The sequence below is a fragment of the Paraburkholderia sp. 22099 genome (assembly GCF_052045835.1).
GTDB lineage: Bacteria > Pseudomonadota > Gammaproteobacteria > Burkholderiales > Burkholderiaceae > Paraburkholderia > Paraburkholderia terricola.
In genome coordinates this window covers 1-22,609 of record NZ_JBQEPU010000008.1, presented here as the reverse complement: position 1 = coordinate 22,609, position 22,609 = coordinate 1, and the positions used below count along the sequence as shown (strand labels likewise).

Genomic DNA, 22,609 nt, shown 5'->3' with positions numbered 1-22,609 from the left:
CTCATGACTGCGCGAAGCCGGAGATGAACGCGTGGCTGTCCTCGCCTTCGGTCAGTTCCTCGGTGCTCTGGCCGAGGAACGATTCGATGGTCTCATGCTGCGCGATCGCTTCGTCGGAGAGCGGGTCGGCGCCCTGCTGATATTCGCCCATCTGCAGCAGCAATTCGACCTCGTCATAGCGGGCGAGCAGCTTGCGCACGTGCCCCGCGCCGCTGCAATGCCCGGGGCTCGCGACCAGCGTCATCACGCGGCTCAGGCTGTGCAATACGTCGATGGCCGGATAACGGTTGCGCGCCGCGATCGCGCGCGACAGCACCAGGTGTCCGTCGAGAATGCCGCGCACTTCCTCGCTGATCGGATCGTTGCCTTCCTCGTCCTCGGCGAGCACCGTGTAGAACGCGGTAATCGACCCCTCCTCGCCCATGCCGGCGCGTTCCAGCAAGCGCGGCAGTTCCGCGAAAATCGACGGCGGAAAACCGCGGCGGGTCGGCGGCTCGCCGGCCGACAGACCGATCTCCCGCTGCGCGCGCGCGAAGCGCGTCAGCGAGTCCATCATCAGCAGCACGCGCAAGCCGCAATCGCGAAAGTACTCGGCGATCGCGGTGCCCACATAAGCCGCCTTGGCGCGTTCGATCGAGGAACGATCGGACGTCGCGCACACCACCACGCTGCGGGCCATGCCCGCTTCGCCAAGGATCAGTTCGATGAACTCGCGCACCTCGCGGCCGCGCTCGCCGATCAGCACGATCACGTTGACGTCGCAGGCCGCGCCGCGCGCGAGCATGCCGAGCAGCGTGCTCTTGCCGACGCCCGCGGGCGCGAAGATGCCGACGCGCTGGCCCTCGCCCACCGTCATGAGCCCGTCGATGACCCGCACGCCGGTATGCAGCGGCGTATCGACCATGCGCCGCTTCAGCGGATCGGGCGCGGCGGCCATCACCGGGCGCGGTGCGTCGCAGTGCAACGGCCCAAGGCCGTCGATCGGTTCGCCCAGGCCGTCCACCACGCGCCCGAGCAGCATTTCGCCGACCGGCACCGACAGCGGACGCCCGAGCCCGGTGACGCGCGTGGTGCGCGACAGGCCGGCGACGCTGCCGAACGGCGCGAGCAGCGCGAACTGACGCGTGAAGCCGACCACTTCGGCGCGTTGCAGCAGCACGCCGCGCGCGTCGCGCAGCTCGCATTGCTCGCCGAGCGTCGCGTCGAGCCCGCCGACCTTCAGCAAGGTGCCGACGGCTTCGACCACCTTGCCGTGACGCGTCGTACCGTCGGAGACGGCGAGCTCCTGGGTCAACGCGTCGATGAAAGCGGTGACTTCGTTCATTGCGGCGCTCCGGTGGGCTGGTCGGCGAAATGCGAGACATCGAACTGCGGGTCGTCGATTTGCTGATCGTCGAAATGCGGCGCATCGTCGAGCAGTTCGTCGGCGGCGATGTTCACGGCGGCGGCGGTTTGCGGCTCCGTGTCGGTACGCGTCACGCGTCGTATCGCGCTCGCGATCGCGCGCAACTGCATCGGCAGTCCCGCTTCGATCAGACCGTGGTCCCATTCGCACACGCAACTGCCGGGCTCGGCCTCGGCGTCGCTCACCACCTCGGGATTCACCGGCCAGCGATGCTCGTCGCACACGCGCCGAAACGCGCGCGTCGCCTCGTCGAGGTCGCATTCGGCGACGCGCACGGTGAGAAACGATGTGCCCTCGAGGCTGCGCGACAATCCCACCGCGATCTGCGCGAACAACGCGTCGCGCTCGGCTTCGCCCAGCACCCGCGTGACGGTGCGCATGACGATGTCGGCAATGCGCTCGCGCAACGCCACCAGCAGATCGCGCTCGGACGCCGCGCCGTGCAGCATCGCTTCATGCGCTTCGCGGATCGCGCGACGGCGTCCGGCCTCGTAACCCAGGCGCGCGGCGTTGTCGTATTTCGTTTGCGCGGCGCGCAATACGCGCTCAGCCTCTTCCTCGGCCGCGCGCTGTATCGTTTCGGCCTCGCGCCGCGCGCTCGCGAGCAGTTCGTCGGCACGCCGTTCGAAGTGGCCGGACGCGCGATCCAGTTCGATCAACTGCGCCAGTTCCGCTGCTCGCACGACATCGCGCTCGATGCCGATGCCGCCCTGCTGGGCTCTTAGCCAAATAACCATGTCAGCTCCGGAAACAGCATGCAGGCCGCGTATAGAAATTCTTCGGATTGGTCCTCCGCCGCGAGCCCGGCATCGGACGTCGCCGCTTCGCCTGGACGAGCGCAAGCGGTGGAATCGGCGTAATCGTGGGCGTCGGCGTCCAACGTCAAGCCGATCAATCTGCGCGCCGGCGCAAGCGGCCAGGCTTCGTCGCGTTCGAACAGCGCGCGCCCGGCGCCGACCAGCGCATCGACGGACAGATCGGCGGGAAGCGGCGCGCTGGCCGTCGATGCGTTCACGCCCAACTGCGTGAGCGCGGCCAGCGCATGCTCCCCTAATGCATCGGCGAGCGCGCGCCGCCGCGCGCCCGACACGATCCGGCGCAGCGTGCCGCGCGACGGATAGATCGCGCGCGCCGCCAGCACCGGACGCAGCGACGCAGCGTCGAGCAACGCAAGCCGGTTCGCGCGCGGCGCGTAGGCGCTGAGCGGCAGCGGCGAGCCGAGCCATAGGTCGCGCGCCGCGTAGGCGTCGCGGCGCGCGCGGCCGGTGAACGGCACGCCCCAACGCCGGCATTGCCGCTCGCCGAAGCGGGCCGCCGCGTCGGCAACACGCGCTTCGTAGGAATGCAGCCACCGAAGCTGGCGCCGCGGGTCCGGCACGTCAACGCCGGTCTCGATGGCGGCCGCCGCTGCCTGCGCGCCGCTCACGCTCACGTCGCCGCCCCGCCGGTGCGCCCGCGCAAGCGCGTGCCCATGCCCTTCAGCGCCGCGCCGAAGCGGCGGGCGAGATACGCCAGCGCGGCGGCCAGCGCGGCAGCCCCGGCGATTCCGCCGGCCCACAACCACTCCTGCGGCACACCCGGCGCAACCGGCGGCGGCGGCTCGGGCGCCGCCGAACCCGGCACCATCGTCACGCTGACGTTGTCGTAGGTGAGCCCCTCGACCGCATGCACGACGAGGTTCTTCAGATTCGGCGTGAGCGTCGACATATCGGTGCCCGGCAGATACTTGATGAACACCGCAGCCGACGACGGCTTGACCGTCGCGGCGAGGGGATCGTTATTCGGCAGCACGATCTGAACGTTCGCATACGCCACCCCGTCGATTCGCGACAGCACCTCGGAGAGTTGCTGCGACACGCCGTAGATAAAGCGCACGCGTTCCTCCGTCGGCGTGGAGATCAGTCCGTCCTTCTTGAACATGTCTCCCAGATTCTGGAAGCGCTGATGCGGCAAGCCATGCGCGCGCAGCACGTCCATCGCGCGGGCGAACTGACCGCTTTCGACCGCCACGCTCCAGGTCTTGCCGCCGTCGTCGCTTTGCTTCGAGACGTCGACCCGCGCATCGAGCAGCACGGCCAGCATGTCGTTCGCGTCGCTCTCCGACAGTTGCGCGAACAGTTGTTTGCTGCAGCCGGTCATCAACGCGGTCACGCAGCACAGCAGCACGACCGTGCGCGCCAGTTTTGAATAGGAAGCCATTTGAGTCCGTCCTGTCGTTCGCACGCCAACTACTGGTTCTTCATCAGCGTCTGCACGGAGCCCTTGGTGCCCTGAGCGACCGCCTCGCCGACGTAGAGCTTGCCGACCATCTCCGACACCTGAAGCTGCACCTTGATCGACTGAGCCGCCGCTTCCTGCACGGTCATCATCGGCGCCTCGCCGGCGAATCGGTCGACCTCGCCGCGCAGGCTCGCCACCGCGTGGTCCTCCTGCGTCACGACTTCCGACAACGCGGACGGACCATGCGTGTGCGAGGCGCTCGGCGGCGACAGACGCGCCGCATCGAGCTTGCTGCGAAACAGGTCGACGAGTTCCGAGGCGGGCTCGGGCAGCGCGCCCGGACCCGACGCGCCGCCGGCTCCCGCGCGGCCGACCGGTTCGTCGGGCCGCACCGCGGAGGCGGCGTCGAGCGGCGGAATGGGTGGGATCGTTGCGTTCATCGCGGTACTCCTTGCACTAGGCGCGCAGATGGCGGTGCTGCATCAACTTCTGAAGCTCGCCGCGGTCGATTTGCACTTCGGCCGCGGGCTTCGCGGCCGAGCCCTGCTTGCCCATCAAGGTCATCACGAGCTCGACGGAATCCGGGTCCTCGTTGCGCGTCGCCACCTCGTTGGCATAGACGCGCCATGCGGGATCGTCGAGACCGCATAGCGACACCGCGAGCAGCGCGGCGACGTAAGGACCGAACGAGCCGCGCAGCGTGCGCTGCTCGAGCGGACGCAGCAGGCGCACGGCCTCGGCGAAATCGCGCCGGCGGATCATCAGCCACGCGTCGTAAGCATGCAATTCGACGAAGTCGGGACGCAGCACGTGCAGCGCGGCAAGCAGCCGCTCCGACTGTTCGATATGGCCGTGCTTCGCGCCGAACATCAGCGCCTCGATCAATGCCGACACAAGCCGGTTACTGCATTTCGTCAGGGACATGGAGCACTCCTTTGGTGATCAGAACGCCGTAGTTCCGCGTGTCTGCCGAGATGGCGGACGACAACGCTGTGGCCGGCGGTGAGCGAACCGTAACGCGGGGTGCTTGCCGCGGCGGCGCGGGACGCCGAACCGCGAGCGCGCCGAACGAACAGGACGCTTCGCCGGCAAGCGGTCCGGAGGCGGGTTCGGCGCCGGACCCATCGCTTCGCCGCGCGCGCGGATCACGGCGGCGCCGGCCGATGACAATCCGCCGCAATCCACTGCAATTCGTTGCAATTCACCGCAATCCACCGCACGAAGGCTTCGCGATGTCCGACGAGAAGACCGAACAGCCCACCGACAAAAAGCTGCGCGACGCGCGCCAGGACGGCGAGACCGTGAAGAGCACGGACCTGCCGTTCGCGGCGATCCTGCTCGCCGCAGCCGTTGGCTTCGGCGTGGGCGGCCCGCGCATGGCGGAACAACTGCGCATCGTGATGCGCAACGGCCTCGACGTGGCGCACTTGCAGACGCCCGATGCGCCGTTGCACGACCTGCTCGCCGAAGCCGGCCTGCACGCGCTGCTGCTGGTCTTTCCGATCGCACTGGGCGCGGCCCTCGTCGGCATCGCCGCAATCGCCGCGCAAGTCGGTTTGCAGATTTCGCTCAAGCCGCTCGAACCCAAGTTCGACGCGATCAATCCCGCGTCCGGTCTGAAGCGCATCTTCTCGGTGCGCTCGCTGATCGATCTCGCCAAGACCGTCATCAAGGCGGTGGTGATCACGGCGGTGCTTTGGAAAACCCTCGTGCTGCTGGTGCCGCTGATGGTCGGCGTGGTGTACGAGCCGATCGGCAGCATCGACAGCATTGCCTGGGGCACGCTGTGCCGCGTGCTCGGCATCTCGGGCGCGCTCTATCTCGTGATCGGCGCGGCGGACTACGGCGTGCAGCATTGGCTGTTCATCCGCGACCACCGCATGAGCAAGGACGAAGTGAAGCGCGAGAACAAGAATTCCGAAGGCGATCCGCACATCAAGGGTCAGCGCCGCAAGCTCGCGCGCGAGTTCGCTTCGTCCGATCAGCAGCAGCCGGTCAAGAACGCGAGCGTGGTGGTGGTGAACCCGACGCACTACGCGGTCGCGCTGCGCTACGTGCCCTCCGAATCCGGCTTGCCGCGCGTGATCGCCAAGGGCGTGGACGCGGAAGCGCGCGTGATCCGCGAGGAAGCGGCGCGGCGCGGCATACCGATCGTCGGCAATCCGCCGCTTGCGCGGGCGCTCTACCGCGTGGCGCTCGAAGACGCGATTCCCGAACCGCTGTTCGATGCGGTCGCCTCGGTGCTCGCCTGGGTGGAAAGCATCGGCGGACGGCGCGACGGCACCGAGGCAACCCCCTGACATCCGATGGAGAAGGCCATGTTGAAGACGCTCCGCCTCAATGAGTTCGGCGGCGAGGTGGCGATCGCGTCGCTGATCGTCGCCGTGATTTCGCTGATGATCCTGCCGCTGCCGCCGTTTCTGATCGACGCGCTGCTTGGGCTCAACATCACGATCAGCGTGGTGCTGCTGATGGTGACGATGTACATACCCTACGCGACCTCGCTGTATTCGTTTCCGTCGCTGCTGCTGTTCACCACGCTGTTCCGGCTGTCGCTGAACATCGCGTCGACCAAGTCGATCCTGCTGCATGCGGAGGCCGGGCACATCATCGAGAGCTTCGGCGAGCTGGTGGTGGGCGGCAATCTCGTGGTCGGCCTGGTGGTGTTCCTGATCATCGCGACGGTGCAATTCATCGTGATCGCGAAGGGTTCGGAGCGGGTGGCCGAAGTCGGCGCGCGCTTCACGCTCGACGCGATGCCGGGCAAGCAGATGAGCATCGACGCCGACGTGCGCGCCGGCAACATGACCGCCGAGGACGCGCAAAAGCGCCGCGGCATGCTGGCGATCGAAAGCCAGTTGCACGGCGGCATGGACGGCGCGATGAAGTTCGTCAAGGGCGACGCGATCGCGGGGCTCGTCATCACGCTCGTCAACATTCTCGCGGGCATCGTGATCGGCGTGAGCTATCACGGCATGACCGCGGGCGAAGCGGCGAACCGCTTCTCCGTGCTGTCGATCGGCGACGCGATGGTCTCGCAGATTCCCTCGCTGCTGATTTCGGTGGCGGCGGGCATTCTCATCACCCGCGTCGCCGACGAACACAGCAAGCCCAGTTCGCTCGGCACCGAGATCGTGCGCCAGCTTTCCACCAGTTCGCGCGCGCTGTATAGCGCCGCCGCGCTGCTGGGCGGCTTCGCGCTGGTGCCGGGCTTTCCGTCCGCGCTGTTCGTCGTGCTCGCGGTCGCGCTGTTCGGCGCCGGCCACGTGCTGCGCAAGCAGTTGAAGGACAAGCAGCCGCACGCCGGGCCGGAACTGTCGTCGTTGCGTACCGACGGCTACAAGGGACAGCCGCCGACCATCGGCGAGCATCCGCCTTCGTTCGCCGCGCCGCTCTCGGTGCGCCTCGCGCCGCAGCTCGCGGCGAAGCTCGACACGGCCGAACTCAACCGCGCGTTCGACGCCGCGCGCCGCGCGCTCGTCGACGAATTGGGGCTGCCGTTTCCGCGCACCGCCGTCTGGACCGCGGCGGCGGTGCCGGACGCTTCCTATCAGATCCTGCTGCACGACGTGCCGCAAGCGCCGGTCGAACTTGCGCCCGCCCGCAGCGGCCGCGAACAGGCGCTCGCCGACGCGGTGGGCAACGCGGTGCGCGAACACGCGCATCTGTTTCTCGGCTTGCAGGAGACACAGTGGATTCTCGAACGCGTCGGCACCGAATATCCGGGGCTCGTCGCCGAGGTGCAGAAGGTGGTGCCGGTGCTGCGCATCGCCGAAGTGCTCAAGCGGCTGCTGGAGGAACACGTGCCGATCCGCAACTTGCGCGCGATTCTCGAAAGCCTGGTGAACTGGGGCGCCAAGGAAAAAGACCTGCTGCTACTCACCGAATACGTGCGCGGCGATCTGGGCCGCTTCATCGCGCATCGGGCGACGGGCGGCACCGGGCAGTTGCCGGCGATCGTGCTGGACGTGGAGGTCGAGCAGACCATCCGTCAATCGATCAAGCAGACGCCCGCCGGCAACTTTCTCACGCTCGAACCGCAACAGGTCGAACAGTTGCTCGAGACGCTGGAGGAACTGGTCGGCATGCAGCCGCCGCCCAACCTCGCGATCGTCACGTCGATGGATATTCGCCGTTACTTCCGCCGCATGATCGAGCAACGGATGAAGTGGCTGCAGGTGTATTCGTTCCAGGAACTGGGGGATGACGTCGATCTGCGGCCGGTCGGGCGCGTCGCCTTCTGATCGGGAGCGACGCGATGACACGAATTCGCTCCACGCGCGAAGTGCGCATCACGCCGCCGGCTCCGCCGCGTGCATCGGCCACGAGCGCAACTAGCGCAGCAAGCGGCAAAACCGCCGAGGCCGACGCCGACGCGCAACGCTTCGGAGCGCTCTTCGAGACCGCGCGGCTGCGCGTCGGCGAAGGCGAACGCGATGACATGCCCGACCAGGAAGCGCCGGACGATCCCACGCCTGACGACGACGGTTCCAGCGACGACACGCAAGATCGTGAAGCGGCCGAGCGCATCGACGCCGCCGATGCTCCCCTGCCCCTGCTGCCCGCCGTGCCTCCGCTTCCGCCCTTGCAAGCGCTGAACGGCGCATTGCTTGCCATCCGCGAGCAACGCCGAACGTCCGCGTTGGACTCACAAGGCGTGGCGCGCAAAACCGGCTTGCGCGGCGCGACGAGCGCATCCGGCCGGCAGACCGCGCAAGTCACGCAAGACGCGCAAGCCACGCAAGATACGCGGCACGTGGCCGCCGAACCTTCATTCGACACGCAGATGATTCGCCGCTGCACCCAGGCGATCGAAGGCGATCTTCTCGCCGAGCATCTCGCGGAACGTGTCGCCGGATTTTGCACGAGTCCCGCCGTCGAACGCACGGGCCAGTGGGACGTCGCCGTCGAACTCGACCCCTCCATTTTGCCGCGCACGGAGCTGCGTTTGAGTCTTTCGGGCTGGGGTTTATCGCTTCGTTTCGATAGCCGGGACGCGCGGGCGCGGCAGCTAATCTGTGACAACAGCAACGAGCTTAAGACCCGCCTCGAAACGCGTCTCGGCGGTCGTATCGCGGTGGAAGTCACGGTCATCTGAAGGGTTCGAGATCATGTCAATGCCTCAAGGCTGCACCAGCATCGGCGACCGGTTGCGCTGCTATACACCGGCGCTCGCCGGCGTGTCGCGCGCACTGTTCGATGCGCGCAGCCGGTTTGGCGTGAAACCGGCAGCGGCGCAATCCTCGTCGTCCCGCACGGCGCGTTTGCGTATCGGCAGCGCGCATGGCGAACTGTGCGTGCGTGTCGACGTGAGCGGTCATGCCGCGCTCGAAGCGATTGCCTCGGAGCCGGACCAGGACCGCCGCGCGGCGCTCGGCAATCTGTGGCTCGCCGCGCCGCTCGACACGCTTGCCGGTCACGGCGTCGCGCAACCCTCGGTGCTGGACATTTCGCTCGATGCCGAACAGCCCGGCAACCACGACACCGCGAGCGCGCTCCACTTCGAATTCGGACACGCGGACACCGCCGCCCACACGGCGGCGCTGCTGGAAGCCCCCGCGCCGCTCGCAGCCGCGCTGGAGCGCCGCATAACCGGCACGCGCGCGGCTTCCGCCGCGCTGCCCGACGCGCTTGCCGCCATCGCCGTGCCGACCCGCATCCGCTTGCGCAGCCGCCGTTGCACGACGGCGCTGCTCGCTTCGCTGCGCGTGGGCGACGTGCTGCTCGGCTGGCCGCGTGCGAGCGGCCATGCACAAGGCGCACCGCTCGAACATGCGAGTGCGCTATGGGGCGCGGCGGATGGCCGCGTCGCCTGCGCGCAGGCCCGCATCGACGGCCACCACCTGATCCTTGAAACGTTCCCTGAGACGATGAGCCACGATCCCGATCTTTCCCTTGAGAGCACTGCCGGGTCCACCGGCGAGACCGCCGCCGCGGAGCGCACCGTCGATCTGAACGATATGGAGCTGCCCGTGCATATCGAGGTGGTGACCGTCAATCTGCCGCTCGGGCAAATCGCCGCGCTGCGGCCCGGCTACATCCTGACCTTGCCGCTCAAACTCGCCGATGCGGAGATCCGTCTCGTCGCGCATGGGCAGACGCTCGCGCTCGGCGAACTCGTCGCGGTCGGGGACAACCTCGGCCTCCTCATCCAGCACATTGCGAACTCCGATGAACGGCACACCTGAAATCGCCTCGCTGCTCGTCGCGGCGCTCGCGCTGGCCGTCCTGCCGTTCGCCGCGATGGTGGTCACGTCCTACACGAAGATCGTGGTCGTGCTCGGGCTGCTGCGCAACGCGCTGGGCTTGCAGCAGGTGCCGCCCACTTCCGTGCTGAACGGCGTCGCCATCATGGTGTCGTGCTTCATCATGGCGCCGGTCGGCATGGAAGCCATGCACCGCGCGCAGCTATCCAACGACGCGGGTTCCGGCATGCAGGTGATGCCGCTTCTCGACGCCGCGCGCGAGCCGTTTCGCGTGTTTCTGAAGCGTCATGCGTCGGAGCGCGAGAAGGCCTTCTTCCTGCGCTCGGCGCGCGAAATCTGGCCGCCCGAGCGCGCCGCCGAACTCAAGCAGGATGACCTCATCGTGCTCGCACCCGCCTTCACGCTGAGCGAGCTGACCGCGGCCTTCAAGATGGGCTTCCTGCTGTATCTCGCCTTCATCGTGATCGACCTCGTCATCGCGAACGTGCTGATGGCGCTCGGCCTGTCGCAGGTCAATCCGACCAACGTGGCCATTCCATTCAAGCTGCTGCTGTTCGTTTCGATGGATGGCTGGTCGACGCTGATTCACGGTCTCATCTCCACCTACAGGTAACGCCGTGGAATACGACGCGATCACTCATTTCACCACCCAGGCGCTCACCCTGTGCCTGCTCGTGTCGTTGCCGCCGGTGGCGGTGGCGGCCGTGACCGGCCTGCTCATCGCGTTCCTGCAAGCGGTCACGTCATTGCAGGATTCGAGCATTTCGCAAAGCGTGAAACTGGTGGTGGTCACGGTCGTCATCGTGATCGCCGCGCCGTGGGGCGCGGCCGCGATCCAGAACTTCGCGCGCAACCTCGTGCAGGTGATGTTCACATGAGCATTTCACGCATAGGCGGCGGCTACACGCCGCCCGCCGATCTTTCCCCGGATGCCGATGCCGCCGCCCAGCAGCAGGCGGTGCAGGTCCCCGCGCCTCACCATCATGGGCATGGACTGTCGCGCGCCAAGCGTCAGTCGCTGAGAAAGCGACGCAGCGCCGAAAGCCCCGATGCGAACGACCCGGCCGCGGAGAGCGAAGAACTCTTGATGATGCTGGACCAGCATCTGAAACGAAGCGAAACCGGCCTGACCCGGGTCGAGGCGCGCGAGTCGGGCGGCAATCAGCATGCGTTCGAGCAGGACGAGCATGCCGCGAGCGCGGGACCAAACGACAAACGGGCACGCTCCGACGACACCCGCGATCTACCTGCGCGCGCGCTGCCGATGCGCTTTGCGCCGCGCACCGCGCGTGACGAAACGGCCTTGCTCAAGCACTGGCGCGCGGCCATTCATGGACCGGCACGCCTGCATACCGATCGAACCGGGGCGGCGCTCATCGGCGTGCAAACGGCGACGCGCATCGACGAACCGGCCACGGCGGGCAAGGATGCCGCGCGTGCGAGCCCGACCTATGCCGTGCTCGCCATCGTCCGCGAATTCCTGCAGATGCCGGACGACAAGCGCACCTCGCGCGCCACCCTCGCCCAGATACGCGACGAGCTTGTGTCCGCATCGACGCGAGCAGGACGTGAAACGCACAACGGCATGCGCGGGGCCGCTCAGCGCCCGCTCTCCGCCGCGGAGGAATCGATGAATCTGCTGTTGCCCATCGCGCTGCTCAACCTCGGACGCAGCCGCACCCGCGCGGGCCGCGCGATGGGCATGTCCGCGCTTGCTGCACTGATCCGCCGCGGACGCGGATGGTGACGGCGGGCGCCATCCCGTCAATCACAATCGAAGAGGTTTCGTTCATGTCCAAAGAAATTCGCGTACTGACCGGCTTCCATGCCGGCGCTCAAATAGAGTTGAGTACAACAACGATGTCGATCGGCGCCAAACCCGATGCGGACATCCTGATCAACGACTGGAGCGAGTGCACTATGCAGTTGGCAATCGATGCGCAAGACAACGTGACGATCGGCGTGCCGGACGACGCCGACGTCATGTCGATGGACGACTTCATGCCGCGACGCTTCGGTGAAGTCGTGTTGTGCGCGGGCCCTGCCGACGCGCGCTGGCCGTCCGATCTGCAACTGATGGAGTCGATGCTGGCGGCGCATCACGAAGGGCGCAAGTACGACGGCGAAGCCAGCGACGGCGTGTTTCCGGCCGGCCCGCCCTCGACACCGATCGTCATGCGTGCGCGCCGCGCGCCGTGGGTGCATGCCGGCGTCGCGGCCTTGCTGATCGGTTCGATGGGCGCCGCCGCCGTGGTGTTGCCGGCCGGCAAGACGACGCTCGCCGCCGACCGGCCGCAAGCGCGCGCCACGCTCGCGGACGTGCAACAGGCGCTCGCGCAGCTGCATCAGCCGGATATCGCGGTGACGCGGCAAGCGGACGGCTTTCTCGTGACGGGCATCGCATCGAACACCGCCGACGCCCGCCGAACGCGCGCCGCGCTTCAAGCACTCGCGGGCAACCGCCTGAACTGGAGCGTGCGCTCCGGTGACGAGATCGCCGGGTCGCTCGCGGAATCGCTGCACGAAGCGAACGTGCGCGTGCGCTACGCCGGCGCAGGCCGCCTGGAAGTGACCGGCAGCGCGCGCCATCCCGGCGAAGTGAGCCAGGTGGTCGAGCGGTTTCGCGGCGACATGGCGCCGCTCGTCGAGCGCATCGACGTGGACGTGACGCGCACCGACGATCTGCGAGTCGCCGGCGACATCGATTCGGTGTTGTCCGCGGACAGCGTGAAATACGTGGAATCGAGCGACGGCACCAAGAATTTCATGGCCGAACTGCCCAGCAACACCACCCTTCATTGAGGATGACCAACATGTACGAAGCGATGACCGACAAACTGATCGACGTGCTTGCCGATCTGCCGCAAGCCGTGGCGCAGCCCCATCGTCAGGGGGAAGTGCGCGAACTGGCGGACGCACTCGATACGGTGGCCAACACCGTGGCATCGCGCTCGACCGATACGGGCAGCACGGAAGCCCAGGCCGGACGTGTCGTCGTAGACGGATTTCGCGCCGCGGCGCAGTTGTGCCGCAGCGCGATGTAGCAGTGCGCGTGCAGCGCGGCGCACCTGATACACGCGGTGCGCTGCACGCGAGCAGTCGTGCGCAGCCCAGCGGGCACGCACTTTTTCCCCGACGTTCCGCATGGGGCGGAATGTTTAGATGCCGTACCAACTGTCTCTTTCGAGGATATTCATCATGAGTGCACCTGTTTCCAGCGCAGCAGCAACCGGCAGCTCCGTTTCCGAGATCTATCAGGCAATGGCTGAAGAAAACGAAATCAACAAGGCCAACACGCTCGCGAAGATTGCGACGATGGGTCTGAAGGCCGCGAAGGACATCGTCGGCTAAGCGCTCCGGCGCGCCATCCGGCCGCGCATGGTGCGCCGGTTGGGAACCGTCCGCGGTTCCTGACCGGCTTTTTTTTTGCTCCACGGCGTGGGCTTACACGCCGGACACAGGCTCGTGAAGCGATTCGACCATAGCGATGAGTATCGAAAGACGTGATGAACTGATCCGCGAGATTTGCGAACTGCGCGACATGCCCGCGCCGGACGCCGCGCTCGAACGCGGTGTGCTGGAGATCGACGGCTTCGACGCGGCGATCGACCATTTCGAGGAAGATCCGGACGCGCTGTACATGACGTTCCAGTTCGGCATCGTCACGGCGGGGCGCACGTTGCGCGTGTTTCGCCTGTTGCTGGAGGCGAATCTCGCCGTCTACGCGCAGGACCAGGCGCAGCTCGGCCTGGAGGCGGATACCGGCGCGATCGTGCTGATCGCGCGCGTGGCGTTGAGCGAGGAAATCACGGGGCAGTGGATGCTGGAGCTGATCGAGCACTATGTCGAGCATGGCCGCTACTGGCGGGACAACATCTTCGTCGCGCGAGACGACATGTTCGAGAATCTCGCGCGTGGCGATTACGTGTGGATCCGCGCATGAACCCTTTTTTCAACGGAGAATGAAATGACGCAAGTCAGCCACAATCACAGCACGACCAGCAGTCCGTCGACCCACAAGACGGACGACAAGGACACGAAGAGCAAGGACAAGAAAGACGACCAGGGAGGCAGTCAGAGCGACCTGGATGCGGCGATCCAGGCCTTCGGCTCGCAGGTGATGATGCAGATCTTCCAGGACCAGCAGGAACGCCGGGCGGAGGACCGCGAGGAGGACGAGGACGCCGCCTGAGCGCGTGAGCGCGGGCCGCTTGCGTCATGCGTCGTGACGCGGCGGCCCGCCGGCGCCGGCCGCCCCGACAGGCGAGGCGCGACGCAAGCGGACGGCCGCTACGCCGCCGTCACGACGAACTGCGCGGAGGAATCGCACGCGCGCTCGAGCAGCGTTGCATCGCCAGCGCGCCGCGTGCCGCCCTGCCCCAGACTTGCCGGCAATCTGTCGAACCCCGGCTGCTCGCCGGCGTCGAAGCCGGACTGCGCCGCCTGAGCGACATCGAGCTTGTAGCCGAGCGCATACACGGTCTTCAGATTCAGCTCGGCGGTGCGCGATAGCTGCAGCTTCTTGCGCAGCTTGTAGATGTGCTGCTCCAGCGTGCGCGCGGCGATCTGCTCCGTCGCGCCCCACACGCCGGCTGCGATCTGCGCGCGGCTAAGAAATTTTCCGGGGTTCGAAAAGAACATCCAGGCGATGGAGAACTCGCGCGCTGTCAGCGCAATCTCGACGCCGTCGATCGTCGCGAGACCGAGGTCCCGCTGAAGCACGTAACGGCCGATCTGGATCTGATGCGTGACGGTATCGGAAAAACGCCGCTGCAACGCCAGGTGGACGCGAAAGCGGATCTGCTCCATGTCGAAGCGATTCACGACGTCGGTCGCGCCCGCATCGATCCAACGCAACAGACCCGACCAGCTCGACTGGTTCGTCAATACGATCACGGGCGTGCAGACATCGGCATTGCAGTCGCGCCACGACAGCAACGCGCTGGTTGGCGTCGGCTCGGTCTTGGCGTCGATCAGCACCAGGTCATAACGGTTCGCACGCATTGCGCGCAGCAAATCGAGTTCATTCGAGAACGACTCGATGACGACCCCGTCTCCGGCAAAGGCTTCAGAAACAGTCCGTCGAAGCAGCCGGTCGTCAGTTGCAATGGCAAATAGCAGATTATTGTTCACGGCGGTTCGCATCCAAAAAAGCATCCACGCTTCTCGATTCCAGCCGTCACCCCTCCAGCGGAGACGGCGGCGTTTCCCCAAAGCACAACTTTTTATCCCCTCGCTCGTCTGGTCGTCGTGGTTTTAGTCAATGGCCTTAGTGGCGCAATGCAAGACCCATTGCATTGCGCCACCGGCATTGATCGTATCGAGCGAGGTCTCTCTCTCCGTTAGTGCATCGGGAGCACGCGGTGGATGCGCATGACGCGGATATTTTCACGCGAGGCGCCGGAACTCGATTCGCGAGCCGAAGCATCTTCCGACAACTCTCGTGAATTGCGTGCCATTCCACGCGATACAGTCATGAACCGGCTGGCGCGGCGTCATGCGAAAAAAATCACGGCCTTTATGGCGACTGAAAGTCGCTTGTAGTGTTGATGACCGTTGCCTTACGCCACGCGGACCACGAATCCATCACGACGGCTGCGCCATAGTGGATTCCGCTGTTGATGCACACGCATGCTTACTGTTCCGGATTGCCAATCGAGTCCGTCCTGGATGCGCCGCTGTCCGCCAGCAAATGACGTCGCGTGAGCCAATCGATGTTGTGCCGGCCCGGCTCGTCCGCCGCACGCGTTTGCACATGCGCGGCACGCGGCGGCATCGAGGTCTTGCCTGCTGACGCCGCGGCGCTCGCCGGACGTCGCGGCAGCAACAGCGCGCCGGGCGCGGTCAGGCTGCGGGCAACCGGCCTCGGGCTGACGCCTGCCCTCGGCAGCGTGGGCGTGTCCGCGCTGGAACGGGTTCCGTGGAAGAAACGCGAAAGACGGTTGATCGTCATAGAACCCTCGCAATGGAGCCTGTCACTTGAAGCGGTATTGAAGCCTGACTGAAGCCTGACTGAAGCCGTATTGAACGATTCGCCCGGCACCGCGCCGCCATTGCCTTGCGAAAAGCTGAACCCTTGCGCGAATGAACGCCCACGCCAACCTCCTTCATGGGCTGCGCAAATACTGGGACAACCATCGACACGCGCGCCTCGCGCAACAGGGTTCGCACGCGACCTCATGTTTTCGCGCCGCCGCTTCGAAGCCCATACGGAAGGCGATCACAATCGCGCCGTTCACCGGTACGTACCGGCACGCATTCGAGGAGACCGTCATGCACCACGCCATCCGTTATCGTCCGCCGCTTGCGCGCCGCGCGCTGATCGCCGTCGCCGTCGACCTTGCGCTTGCGCTCGCCGCGCAATCCGCATGGGCCGACTGCTTCGACGACGCCGGGGCGTATCAGCGTGTCAATCCGATGGTGCTGCGCGCGATTGCCTGGCAGGAGTCGCATAACCGGCCCAACGCGACGCATCTGAATGCAAACGGCTCGCTCGACTACGGCGTCATGCAGATCAACTCCATTCACCTGCGTGAACTGTCGCGCTACCACATCGATCGCGATGCGCTGATGCAGCCGTGCAAGAACGTCTACATCGCGGCCTGGCATCTGCGCGGCAAGATGGATAAATACGGCAACACGTGGGCCGCGATAGGGGCCTACCATTCGGAGACGCCCGCCGAGCGCGACCTGTACGCGCGCCATATCGCCGCGATTCTCGGGGGCTGGCATCAACTGCGGCAGCCCGAGCATGCCGCTCAAAAATGATGTCCCGAACCGGCCCGCGCCGCCGTGCGATTAAGCGCGCCTTTTGAGGTTTGCGCCGGCAGTTAGCGACGCGATTCATCAACAAGTCATATACTTCCCGATATCTGGAACGAGAAAACGACGCTCGACCTCCCTACAAAACGATTGCAATAATTTTCCGGCTATCAAGGCGGTATCCTCATACCCTGGCAAGCGCGGGCGCAAGCATGCAGGCCGCGCGGCAGCGTATTACGCGACCAGCCCTTGAATCCGCGCCTCGCTTGCCCGCATGACGCACAGCCGTTCTTCGGTTCGGCGTGCGAGAGTCAACGAGGAAAACAATGAGGAACGCTGATGGCGCCAACCCCAGCCCACGACACGCGCGTTTTCTGGTCCAGCTCCGCGGGCCGTTCGATGCCGGCTGTCATGCAGCGTCATGGGGCGCGGGCTTTACGGCCGCCCCATCTGATCGCGGACCCGTCGCCGGCGGTGGTGTTCGTCGATTGCGCCAGCGTCGAGGCCGGCGCGGAGATCGAGAAATTGCGCATCGAGAACGGCGACGAGCACTACCTGATTCCGGTGCTGCCCGAACGCTCGGCGGAGCGCATCGTCTCGCTGATCGCGCGGGGCGCCAACGATGCCGCCGACGACCTCGACCTGCTCGACCCCGAACCGATCATTGCGCGCGCGCTCGATCAAACCCGGCTGCTCTCCTTCGCGCGCGACGGCGCGGTTGATTTTCCCGCCTTGCAGCGTCACGCGGACGGGATGGTCTCCCCCGTCTTCTTCAAGGACGCGAACGGCATTTACACCGGCTGCAACCCCGTATTCGAAAACTTTCTGGGCCTGGATCGCGGCGGCATTCTCGGCAAGTCCGTCTATGACATCGCGCCCTCGGATCTGGCGCTCACCTATCACAAGGCCGATCTCGACCTCGCATCCGAAGGCGGCACCCAGGTTTATACCGCCGGCGTGCGCCATGCGGCCGGCCTCGTGCGCACCGTGCGCTTCTATAAAGGCGTGGTTCATGACGACAGCGGGCGCATCACCGGCATCGTCGGCGCGATGCACGACATCGGCAACCAGCGCGGCCACGAAGCCGCGCGCCTGGAAATCGACGAAGTCACGCGGCACATGTCCGCGAATGCGTGGAAAAGCAACGGCTTCCCGTCGTCGGTCGATCATGACCGGCCCCTGCTCGATCGCATAGCGGCCGGCGATGCCTCCGCCCTCTCGCGTCTGTACCGGCTCTACCATCGGCGGCTCGCCCGCTTTCTGAACCGGCTCACGTGGAAGAACGAGGTGATCGACGAAATCGTCAACGATACCTTCATGATCGTGTGGCAAAAGGCGGGCGAGTTCCGCGGCGATTCGAACGTGTCCACATGGATCATCGGCATCGCGTATCGCTCCGCCCTGCGTTCGTTGCGCGATCAGCGCCGTTCGGAGTTCGAGCTGCTGGATGCCGATCATGCCGATACCCTGGTTCAGTACTGGCACGACCATGAACTCTCCGACCTGCTCTCCAAGGCGCTCGATCTGTTGCCGGCCGAGCAGCGCCTCGTGATGGCGCTGGCTTACGTTCTCGGGCATTCCGTCGAGGAGATTTCGCAGATCACGGCTTGCCCGGTGACGACGGTCAAGGCGCGCATGCATCGCGCGCGCGGCAAGCTGCGGGAAACGATCGACATACTTGGCAAGGCCAAACGTAGCTGAACGCGGCGCGGCATCGCCAGGAAACCGCAAGGCGGTGCTCGCGAGCGAAAGCGATCTCGATCCGCCTGACGGCGGCTGAATACCGCACTCTCTCCACCCTCCCCGTTCGCGGCGGCGCAATCGTCGTGGAAAACGTTCGCCCCAAGCCTTGTCGTTTCGGCGTCGTGTCAGCGCGGCCGATCGCGCCGCTTATGATGAGTCAGCACGCAATACGCCCCTGACCTTTCCATCGCGAACGACATGCTGAAACACGACAACCCGGAAGAGATTGACGCCGCCCGAGAAGGACGCTTCGCGCCGCTCACCTTTTCGAAAAGAGACGGGCTGCTCTACATGCACAACGGCGATGAATGGGACTCCACGTTCGGCTGCATGGTGCTGCGCCATCCCGCGTTTCTCTGGATGGAGTACCCGCAGAAAATGATGTCGTGGATGCTGTTCGCCGAGCGTTTTTACGAGCAGCCGCGTCTCATCGCGCAACTCGGATTGGGCGCCGGGGCGTTGGCCCGCTTCTGCCACGCGCGCTTTCCGCTCGCGCGTATCGAGGCTGTCGAGATCAATCCCGCGGTAATCGACGCATGCCGCGAGATGTTCCGCATGCCGCCCGAGGGCGAGCGCCTCGGCATCATCGAGGCGGATGCGCTGGACTATGTCAGCGCGCAAGAGCGTCGCGCATCGATCGACATCTTGCAGGTGGACCTTTATCTGAGCGAACGCGACGGGCCGGCGGGGCAAGGGCGCGCATTCTATCGGGCCTGTTGTGAAAGCCTCGCGGCGGACGGCATGATGACGATCAACATCTTCGGCCCGAATCTCGCGGCGCTGACGCGGCAAAACCTGCAATGGCTGTCCGAGCTATTCGACGCCGTTCTGCTGTTGCCGTGCGAGACCAATAACGTGCTCATCTGCTTCAAGCGCGCGCCGGTCATCGATATGCAGCAACTGAAAATGAAAGCCGCCGCGCTCGAAGCGTCCACTGGCATGCCCGCGTCTTCGTGGGCATTTTTTCGCCACGGCGGCGAAGCGCCGAATTGCGAAAAGGCATTGGAACTCGAGGCGGTGATCTAGGCGGGTTGCGCCACGCGCGCCAATGCGTCGGTCGATTCGCCAACCGGCGCAACGCAATCCAGCTTGTAGCCGAGCGCATAGACGGTCTTCAGATTCAAGCCCGATTCCGGCGACAAACGCAGCTTCTTGCGCAGCTTGTAGATGTGCTGCTCGATGGAGCGCGCGGCCACGTCCTCGCATGAACCCCACACGCCGCCGGCGATCTGCGCGCGCGTCACGAACTTGCCCGGATTCGAAAAGAACAGCCACGCCATCGTGAATTCGCGCGGCGTGAGCGGTATCTCGACGCCGTCGAGAGTCAGCACGCCGAGGTCTCTTCGCAACACGTAGCCGCCCAGCGTGACGGTGTCCGCCCCCGCCCGATGATTTTCACGTTGCAGCACGACATGCGCGCGCAGACGCGTCTGCTCCAGATCGAAGCGATACGCCACGTCCGTGGCGCCCGCGTTGATCCACCCGAGCATGGCCGTCCAGTTCGGGAACGGCGTGAGAACGATCACGGGCGTGCAGGCGGTCGCGTTGCAATTGCGCCATGACAGCAACGAATCGAGCAGCAATGAACCGTTCTTCGCGTCGATCAGCACGAGGTCGTAGGCGGTGGCGCGCATGGCACGCACGAGCGGCAGTTCGCCGTCAAACGATTCGACGGCGATCGAATCGGCGGCAAAACAGCCGGCCAGATCGCGAGTCAATAGGGGGTCTTCGGTCACTAGGGCGAATCGCATGTCTTCTCCTGGTCGGCCTGATGTCGATCAATCGTTCATACGGACGAGATGCAAAGTTCTCACTCCCGGTTCCGGTAAGTGTCGCTCCAAGCGAAACCGGATGCGCCCCAGCGCGGGCGATCCGCCCCGTTGCCCGGCACGCCGCCGCGCGGCACGGCCGCCGCATATCGCTGAACCCTCGCAGCCACGGTGCGTCGCGGCGCACGCGTCGGCGCGCCCTTACCGAACGTTCAGGATGTGCTGACACGAGAACCCGCGCTTCCTGACTCGAATTCTGGCGACCGCCCCGGCATGGTTGCAGCATCCGCATCACGTCTCGCGGCGCCCCGGCAAATCTTTTGTTTCGTTCGCAACTTTGCTCGCGCTCGACGTCACTTACGGACATCTTTCCAATTTCACTCCGGCAGATTACGAGCACGACCTCATGTCACCTGACCCGATCGCCAAGAGCAGCGTCCCCTATGCCGCGCGCACCGTCGACGCGGACGACGCCGCGTTGCTCAAACGCGTCTCCGACGGAGACAAGGCCGCGCTGGCCGCGCTCTATCGCGAGTATCACCGCCGCCTTGCGCGCTTTCTCGGCCGCTTCACGCGGCGCGACGACATGATCGAGGAAGTCATCAACGACACCTTCATGATCGTCTGGCAGAAAGCGGGCGAATTTCGCAACGAGGCGCGCGTCTCCACGTGGCTCATGGGCATTGCTTATCGCGTCACGCTCAAGGCACTGCGCCAGGGCGGCTTGCCGTCGGCGCCGCCGTCGCACGATCACGAGGGGCTGACGAGCGAGCCTTTCGTCGCGCACGAACTCATCGACTGGGTGACCAAGGGTCTTACCCGGCTCTCTCCCGAGCAGCGCGCCGTGATGGAGCTGGCCTACGTGATGGGCCACTCGCTCGAAGAGATCGCGGAGATCGCCGACTGCCCGGTCAGCACGGTGAAAGCGCGGATGTTTCACGCGCGGGTCAAATTGCGCAACCTCATGCCGGAGCTTGCCGGCCTTGCCGGGGACGGTCTATGAACATGTCAGGGAAAGGCGAACTCACTCATCTCCATGCGTGGGAACTGCTGCCGTGGATCGTCAACGGGCGCGCGTCGGAGGCCGACGAGCGCCTCGTCGGCGCACACGTGCGCGATTGCGAACAGTGTCGCGATGAACTGGCGGCGCAGCGCCGGCTGCACGCGGCCATGACGCCGCACGAGCATGCCGGGGATCTCGATATCGAGCGCGGTCTCGCGCGTTTGTGGGAGCGCTTCGACGAAGCCGAAGCGCCGGCCGCGCGCGGCGCGGCTTCCGCGCCGCGGCGAAGCCGCATGGCGGCGCTGGCCGCCGGGCTCGCGGTGCTCGCGCTGCTGGAAGCGGGCGGACTCGCGATGCTCGGCATCCAGCATGACGACGCCGGCGCGCCGGCGAACTACCGCACGTTGTCCGAGCCCGCCGCCGCGACGCGCGCAACGATCCGGCTCGTCGCCGATCCGGCAATGCCGGTGGGCCGGTTGCAGGCGCTGCTCGCACCGCTGCATTTGCAGATCGTCGGCGGCCCCGGTGAAAACGGCGTTTACTCGCTTGCGCCGACTGCCGGACATGCGGACGTTGCCGCGCAGTTGTCGGCGTTACGGGCGGCACCGCAGGTCCGCTTCGCGGAGCCTGTCGGCGGCGCCTGAGCAGTCACGCAGGGATAGCGCCCGGCACGCGCGGTCGCGGCGCTGTCCCGCGAATTCGCGGGCATCGACGGTTTCGGCTCAGGAAGCGGCATCGGCAAACGCGCATCGTCACCGCCTTCGAGACGATTTTTTTCGCCGGCTCCCCGAGATTTGTCCGGTCACCTTTATCGGTTAGGATTGGCACGACCCGGTAGCGGCGCATCGTCGTCGCGCCGGGTCATCCAGATGGCTTGACTTTACGGTCACCGTCCCCGATCCACCGGAACGTGAACGATCAATATGGAGTTGCGGCGTCCTTTGTCCCCGCCTTGTCGCGGGGTAGCCAGCTTGCCCGGCCTGATCCGATGCTGCGCGGTACTCGTCACGCTTGCCGTTTTATCCGCGCCGGCCGCGGCCATGAGCGACGATTGGCAGTTCGAGGCGGGACTCGCCACCGACAAGGTCACGCGCGGCATGGACATCAGCGACGGGCAGCCGTCGGTGAGCGCAGGGGCCAACTGGTATCCCGGCAACGGCTTCTTCGCGGGCGCGTCGGCGGGGTCGTTCCGGTTCGTCGGCTCGTCGGGCACGGGCGTGGAAGCGGTGCTCAACGGCGGATACGGTTGGCGCCTGGCCGGCGACTGGAGCGCCCAGGCGATGCTGGGGCATTACCAGTTCATCCGCGGGGCGCACACAACGCGCTTCAACTACGACGAACTGGTGCTGACCGCGGGCTGGCGCGACTCCGTGTTCGCCTCGGTCGCGCTCTCGCCGAACACCGGCTTCGGGCCGTCGCCGAGTTCGCGCGCCGTCGCCTACGATCTGGTCGGCCGCCTGCCGCTCGTGCACGGCTGGACCGCGACGGCCGGCATCGGTTA

The 22,609-nt window shown here is 66.0% G+C and carries 27 protein-coding genes; 18 read left to right on the top strand and 9 right to left on the bottom strand.

What is annotated here, in order from left to right; all coding sequences use genetic code 11:
* Window position 1: 1 nt before the first annotated feature.
* The 6 genes from sctN to ACTJLC_RS09870 are packed head-to-tail and all read right to left on the bottom strand — an operon-like array spanning window position 2 to window position 4,549.
* A complete protein-coding gene (sctN, locus tag ACTJLC_RS09895; RefSeq protein ID WP_073431566.1) occupies window positions 2–1,324 on the bottom strand; it encodes a type III secretion system ATPase SctN in 1,323 nt (440 codons plus the stop codon).
* Window positions 1,321–2,142 carry a type III secretion system stator protein SctL gene (gene sctL, locus ACTJLC_RS09890; RefSeq protein ID WP_310129744.1) on the bottom strand — a complete coding sequence of 274 codons (822 nt, stop codon included), beginning with the start codon at window positions 2,140–2,142 and terminating at the stop codon, window positions 1,321–1,323. The genes sctN and sctL overlap by 4 nt, the downstream gene beginning before the upstream one ends.
* A complete protein-coding gene (locus tag ACTJLC_RS09885) occupies window positions 2,127–2,837 on the bottom strand; it encodes a type III secretion protein HrpB4 (protein ID WP_310129746.1) in 711 nt (236 codons plus the stop codon). The genes sctL and ACTJLC_RS09885 overlap by 16 nt, the downstream gene beginning before the upstream one ends.
* Window positions 2,834–3,604: a type III secretion system inner membrane ring lipoprotein SctJ gene (gene sctJ / locus ACTJLC_RS09880; protein ID WP_310129748.1), complete on the bottom strand. Its 771-nt coding sequence runs from the start codon at window positions 3,602–3,604 to the stop codon at window positions 2,834–2,836. Before sctJ ends, ACTJLC_RS09885 begins: the two co-directional genes overlap by 4 nt.
* 29 nt (window positions 3,605–3,633) lie before the next feature.
* The gene (locus tag ACTJLC_RS09875) at window positions 3,634–4,065 is read right to left on the bottom strand and encodes a hypothetical protein (protein ID WP_073431570.1); all 432 of its coding nucleotides are present in this window, start codon (window positions 4,063–4,065) and stop codon (window positions 3,634–3,636) included.
* Between the two features lie 16 nt (window positions 4,066–4,081).
* Window positions 4,082–4,549 carry an HrpB1 family type III secretion system apparatus protein gene (locus ACTJLC_RS09870; protein WP_073431571.1) on the bottom strand — a complete coding sequence of 156 codons (468 nt, stop codon included), beginning with the start codon at window positions 4,547–4,549 and terminating at the stop codon, window positions 4,082–4,084.
* Between the two features lie 308 nt (window positions 4,550–4,857).
* Between ACTJLC_RS09870 and sctU the strand changes: the two genes are divergently transcribed.
* The 12 genes from sctU to ACTJLC_RS09810 all read left to right on the top strand — a co-directional run bounded on the left by sctU (window position 4,858) and on the right by ACTJLC_RS09810 (window position 14,023).
* Window positions 4,858–5,925 (top strand): type III secretion system export apparatus subunit SctU, encoded by a 1,068-nt coding sequence (gene sctU, locus ACTJLC_RS09865; protein WP_083083095.1) that lies wholly within the window; start codon window positions 4,858–4,860, stop codon window positions 5,923–5,925.
* Between the two features lie 18 nt (window positions 5,926–5,943).
* A complete protein-coding gene (locus ACTJLC_RS09860; protein WP_084561493.1) occupies window positions 5,944–7,869 on the top strand; it encodes an FHIPEP family type III secretion protein in 1,926 nt (641 codons plus the stop codon).
* A 14-nt stretch (window positions 7,870–7,883) separates the two neighbouring features.
* Entirely contained in the window at window positions 7,884–8,723 is an 840-nt protein-coding gene (gene sctP / locus ACTJLC_RS09855; protein WP_310129751.1) for a type III secretion system protein SctP, read from the top strand.
* 13 nt (window positions 8,724–8,736) lie between these two features.
* Window positions 8,737–9,813 (top strand): type III secretion system cytoplasmic ring protein SctQ, encoded by a 1,077-nt coding sequence (sctQ, locus tag ACTJLC_RS09850; RefSeq protein ID WP_310129753.1) that lies wholly within the window; start codon window positions 8,737–8,739, stop codon window positions 9,811–9,813.
* Window positions 9,797–10,444 carry a type III secretion system export apparatus subunit SctR gene (sctR, locus tag ACTJLC_RS09845; RefSeq protein WP_073431575.1) on the top strand — a complete coding sequence of 216 codons (648 nt, stop codon included), beginning with the start codon at window positions 9,797–9,799 and terminating at the stop codon, window positions 10,442–10,444. The genes sctQ and sctR overlap by 17 nt, the downstream gene beginning before the upstream one ends.
* Before the next feature lie 4 nt (window positions 10,445–10,448).
* Entirely contained in the window at window positions 10,449–10,709 is a 261-nt protein-coding gene (gene sctS / locus ACTJLC_RS09840; protein WP_073431576.1) for a type III secretion system export apparatus subunit SctS, read from the top strand.
* A complete protein-coding gene (locus tag ACTJLC_RS09835; RefSeq protein ID WP_310129755.1) occupies window positions 10,706–11,578 on the top strand; it encodes a hypothetical protein in 873 nt (290 codons plus the stop codon). The genes sctS and ACTJLC_RS09835 overlap by 4 nt, the downstream gene beginning before the upstream one ends.
* Window positions 11,579–11,622: 44 nt before the next feature.
* Window positions 11,623–12,633 carry an HrpD5 family protein gene (gene hrpD5 / locus ACTJLC_RS09830; protein ID WP_310129757.1) on the top strand — a complete coding sequence of 337 codons (1,011 nt, stop codon included), beginning with the start codon at window positions 11,623–11,625 and terminating at the stop codon, window positions 12,631–12,633.
* 11 nt (window positions 12,634–12,644) lie between these two features.
* On the top strand, window positions 12,645–12,875 hold the full coding sequence (locus tag ACTJLC_RS09825; protein ID WP_143031993.1) for a hypothetical protein: 231 nt from the start codon (window positions 12,645–12,647) through the stop codon (window positions 12,873–12,875).
* Window positions 12,876–13,029: 154 nt separating this feature from the next.
* Window positions 13,030–13,182, top strand: a complete 153-nt coding sequence (locus tag ACTJLC_RS09820) for a hypothetical protein (protein ID WP_167363307.1) — start codon at window positions 13,030–13,032, stop codon at window positions 13,180–13,182.
* Between the two features lie 136 nt (window positions 13,183–13,318).
* Window positions 13,319–13,774 carry a CesT family type III secretion system chaperone gene (locus ACTJLC_RS09815; RefSeq protein WP_073431580.1) on the top strand — a complete coding sequence of 152 codons (456 nt, stop codon included), beginning with the start codon at window positions 13,319–13,321 and terminating at the stop codon, window positions 13,772–13,774.
* A 24-nt stretch (window positions 13,775–13,798) separates the two neighbouring features.
* Window positions 13,799–14,023, top strand: a complete 225-nt coding sequence (locus ACTJLC_RS09810) for a hypothetical protein (protein WP_143031992.1) — start codon at window positions 13,799–13,801, stop codon at window positions 14,021–14,023.
* A gap of 98 nt (window positions 14,024–14,121) precedes the next feature.
* Here the strand turns inward: ACTJLC_RS09810 and ACTJLC_RS09805 are convergent, their stop codons facing one another.
* Both ACTJLC_RS09805 and ACTJLC_RS09800 read right to left on the bottom strand, forming a co-directional pair.
* Window positions 14,122–14,964 (bottom strand): response regulator transcription factor, encoded by an 843-nt coding sequence (locus ACTJLC_RS09805; protein WP_310129759.1) that lies wholly within the window; start codon window positions 14,962–14,964, stop codon window positions 14,122–14,124.
* 502 nt (window positions 14,965–15,466) lie between these two features.
* Window positions 15,467–15,784, bottom strand: coding sequence for a hypothetical protein (locus tag ACTJLC_RS09800; RefSeq protein ID WP_310129761.1), 318 nt, complete (start codon window positions 15,782–15,784; stop codon window positions 15,467–15,469).
* Between the two features lie 320 nt (window positions 15,785–16,104).
* Between ACTJLC_RS09800 and ACTJLC_RS09795 the strand changes: the two genes are divergently transcribed.
* The 3 genes from ACTJLC_RS09795 (at window position 16,105) to ACTJLC_RS09785 (ending at window position 19,362) form a co-directional block, all read left to right on the top strand.
* Complete coding sequence (locus ACTJLC_RS09795) at window positions 16,105–16,599, top strand: lytic transglycosylase domain-containing protein (RefSeq protein ID WP_073431592.1); 495 nt, start codon at window positions 16,105–16,107, stop codon at window positions 16,597–16,599.
* Between the two features lie 333 nt (window positions 16,600–16,932).
* Window positions 16,933–18,294 carry an RNA polymerase sigma factor gene (locus ACTJLC_RS09790; protein WP_310129764.1) on the top strand — a complete coding sequence of 454 codons (1,362 nt, stop codon included), beginning with the start codon at window positions 16,933–16,935 and terminating at the stop codon, window positions 18,292–18,294.
* Window positions 18,295–18,534: 240 nt separating this feature from the next.
* A complete protein-coding gene (locus ACTJLC_RS09785; RefSeq protein ID WP_310129766.1) occupies window positions 18,535–19,362 on the top strand; it encodes a spermidine synthase in 828 nt (275 codons plus the stop codon).
* Here ACTJLC_RS09785 and ACTJLC_RS09780 read toward each other — a convergent pair.
* Window positions 19,359–20,087, bottom strand: coding sequence for a response regulator transcription factor (locus tag ACTJLC_RS09780; RefSeq protein ID WP_310122446.1), 729 nt, complete (start codon window positions 20,085–20,087; stop codon window positions 19,359–19,361). The two genes, ACTJLC_RS09785 and ACTJLC_RS09780, sit on opposite strands and share 4 nt — an antisense overlap.
* Window positions 20,088–20,511: 424 nt before the next feature.
* On the opposite strand from ACTJLC_RS09780, the gene ACTJLC_RS09775 reads away from it, so the two are divergent.
* The 3 genes from ACTJLC_RS09775 to ACTJLC_RS09765 all read left to right on the top strand — a co-directional run.
* Window positions 20,512–21,108, top strand: a complete 597-nt coding sequence (locus ACTJLC_RS09775; protein WP_244745797.1) for an RNA polymerase sigma factor — start codon at window positions 20,512–20,514, stop codon at window positions 21,106–21,108.
* Window positions 21,109–21,110: 2 nt separating this feature from the next.
* Window positions 21,111–21,752 carry a hypothetical protein gene (locus ACTJLC_RS09770; RefSeq protein WP_310129770.1) on the top strand — a complete coding sequence of 214 codons (642 nt, stop codon included), beginning with the start codon at window positions 21,111–21,113 and terminating at the stop codon, window positions 21,750–21,752.
* Between the two features lie 396 nt (window positions 21,753–22,148).
* Window positions 22,149–22,609: hypothetical protein (locus ACTJLC_RS09765; RefSeq protein WP_440843738.1), on the top strand; the 461-nt coding region annotated here is incomplete at its 3' end.

Coding starts and splice junctions, on each gene's coding strand:
- ACTJLC_RS09775 (WP_244745797.1), top strand. CDS start 20,512: ATGTCACCTGACCCGATCGCCAAGAGCAGCGTCCCCTATGCCGCGCGC.
- hrpD5 (WP_310129757.1), top strand. CDS start 11,623: ATGTCCAAAGAAATTCGCGTACTGACCGGCTTCCATGCCGGCGCTCAA.
- sctQ (WP_310129753.1), top strand. CDS start 8,737: ATGTCAATGCCTCAAGGCTGCACCAGCATCGGCGACCGGTTGCGCTGC.
- ACTJLC_RS09770 (WP_310129770.1), top strand. CDS start 21,111: ATGTCAGGGAAAGGCGAACTCACTCATCTCCATGCGTGGGAACTGCTG.
- ACTJLC_RS09795 (WP_073431592.1), top strand. CDS start 16,105: ATGCACCACGCCATCCGTTATCGTCCGCCGCTTGCGCGCCGCGCGCTG.
- ACTJLC_RS09785 (WP_310129766.1), top strand. CDS start 18,535: ATGCTGAAACACGACAACCCGGAAGAGATTGACGCCGCCCGAGAAGGA.
- sctU (WP_083083095.1), top strand. CDS start 4,858: ATGTCCGACGAGAAGACCGAACAGCCCACCGACAAAAAGCTGCGCGAC.
- ACTJLC_RS09790 (WP_310129764.1), top strand. CDS start 16,933: ATGGCGCCAACCCCAGCCCACGACACGCGCGTTTTCTGGTCCAGCTCC.
- ACTJLC_RS09835 (WP_310129755.1), top strand. CDS start 10,706: ATGAGCATTTCACGCATAGGCGGCGGCTACACGCCGCCCGCCGATCTT.
- ACTJLC_RS09780 (WP_310122446.1), bottom strand. CDS start 20,087: ATGCGATTCGCCCTAGTGACCGAAGACCCCCTATTGACTCGCGATCTG.
- sctN (WP_073431566.1), bottom strand. CDS start 1,324: ATGAACGAAGTCACCGCTTTCATCGACGCGTTGACCCAGGAGCTCGCC.
- sctJ (WP_310129748.1), bottom strand. CDS start 3,604: ATGGCTTCCTATTCAAAACTGGCGCGCACGGTCGTGCTGCTGTGCTGC.
- ACTJLC_RS09820 (WP_167363307.1), top strand. CDS start 13,030: ATGAGTGCACCTGTTTCCAGCGCAGCAGCAACCGGCAGCTCCGTTTCC.
- ACTJLC_RS09860 (WP_084561493.1), top strand. CDS start 5,944: ATGTTGAAGACGCTCCGCCTCAATGAGTTCGGCGGCGAGGTGGCGATC.
- ACTJLC_RS09800 (WP_310129761.1), bottom strand. CDS start 15,784: ATGACGATCAACCGTCTTTCGCGTTTCTTCCACGGAACCCGTTCCAGC.
- sctL (WP_310129744.1), bottom strand. CDS start 2,142: ATGGTTATTTGGCTAAGAGCCCAGCAGGGCGGCATCGGCATCGAGCGC.
- ACTJLC_RS09815 (WP_073431580.1), top strand. CDS start 13,319: ATGAGTATCGAAAGACGTGATGAACTGATCCGCGAGATTTGCGAACTG.
- ACTJLC_RS09810 (WP_143031992.1), top strand. CDS start 13,799: ATGACGCAAGTCAGCCACAATCACAGCACGACCAGCAGTCCGTCGACC.
- ACTJLC_RS09870 (WP_073431571.1), bottom strand. CDS start 4,549: ATGTCCCTGACGAAATGCAGTAACCGGCTTGTGTCGGCATTGATCGAG.
- sctP (WP_310129751.1), top strand. CDS start 7,884: ATGACACGAATTCGCTCCACGCGCGAAGTGCGCATCACGCCGCCGGCT.
- ACTJLC_RS09825 (WP_143031993.1), top strand. CDS start 12,645: ATGTACGAAGCGATGACCGACAAACTGATCGACGTGCTTGCCGATCTG.
- ACTJLC_RS09875 (WP_073431570.1), bottom strand. CDS start 4,065: ATGAACGCAACGATCCCACCCATTCCGCCGCTCGACGCCGCCTCCGCG.
- sctR (WP_073431575.1), top strand. CDS start 9,797: ATGAACGGCACACCTGAAATCGCCTCGCTGCTCGTCGCGGCGCTCGCG.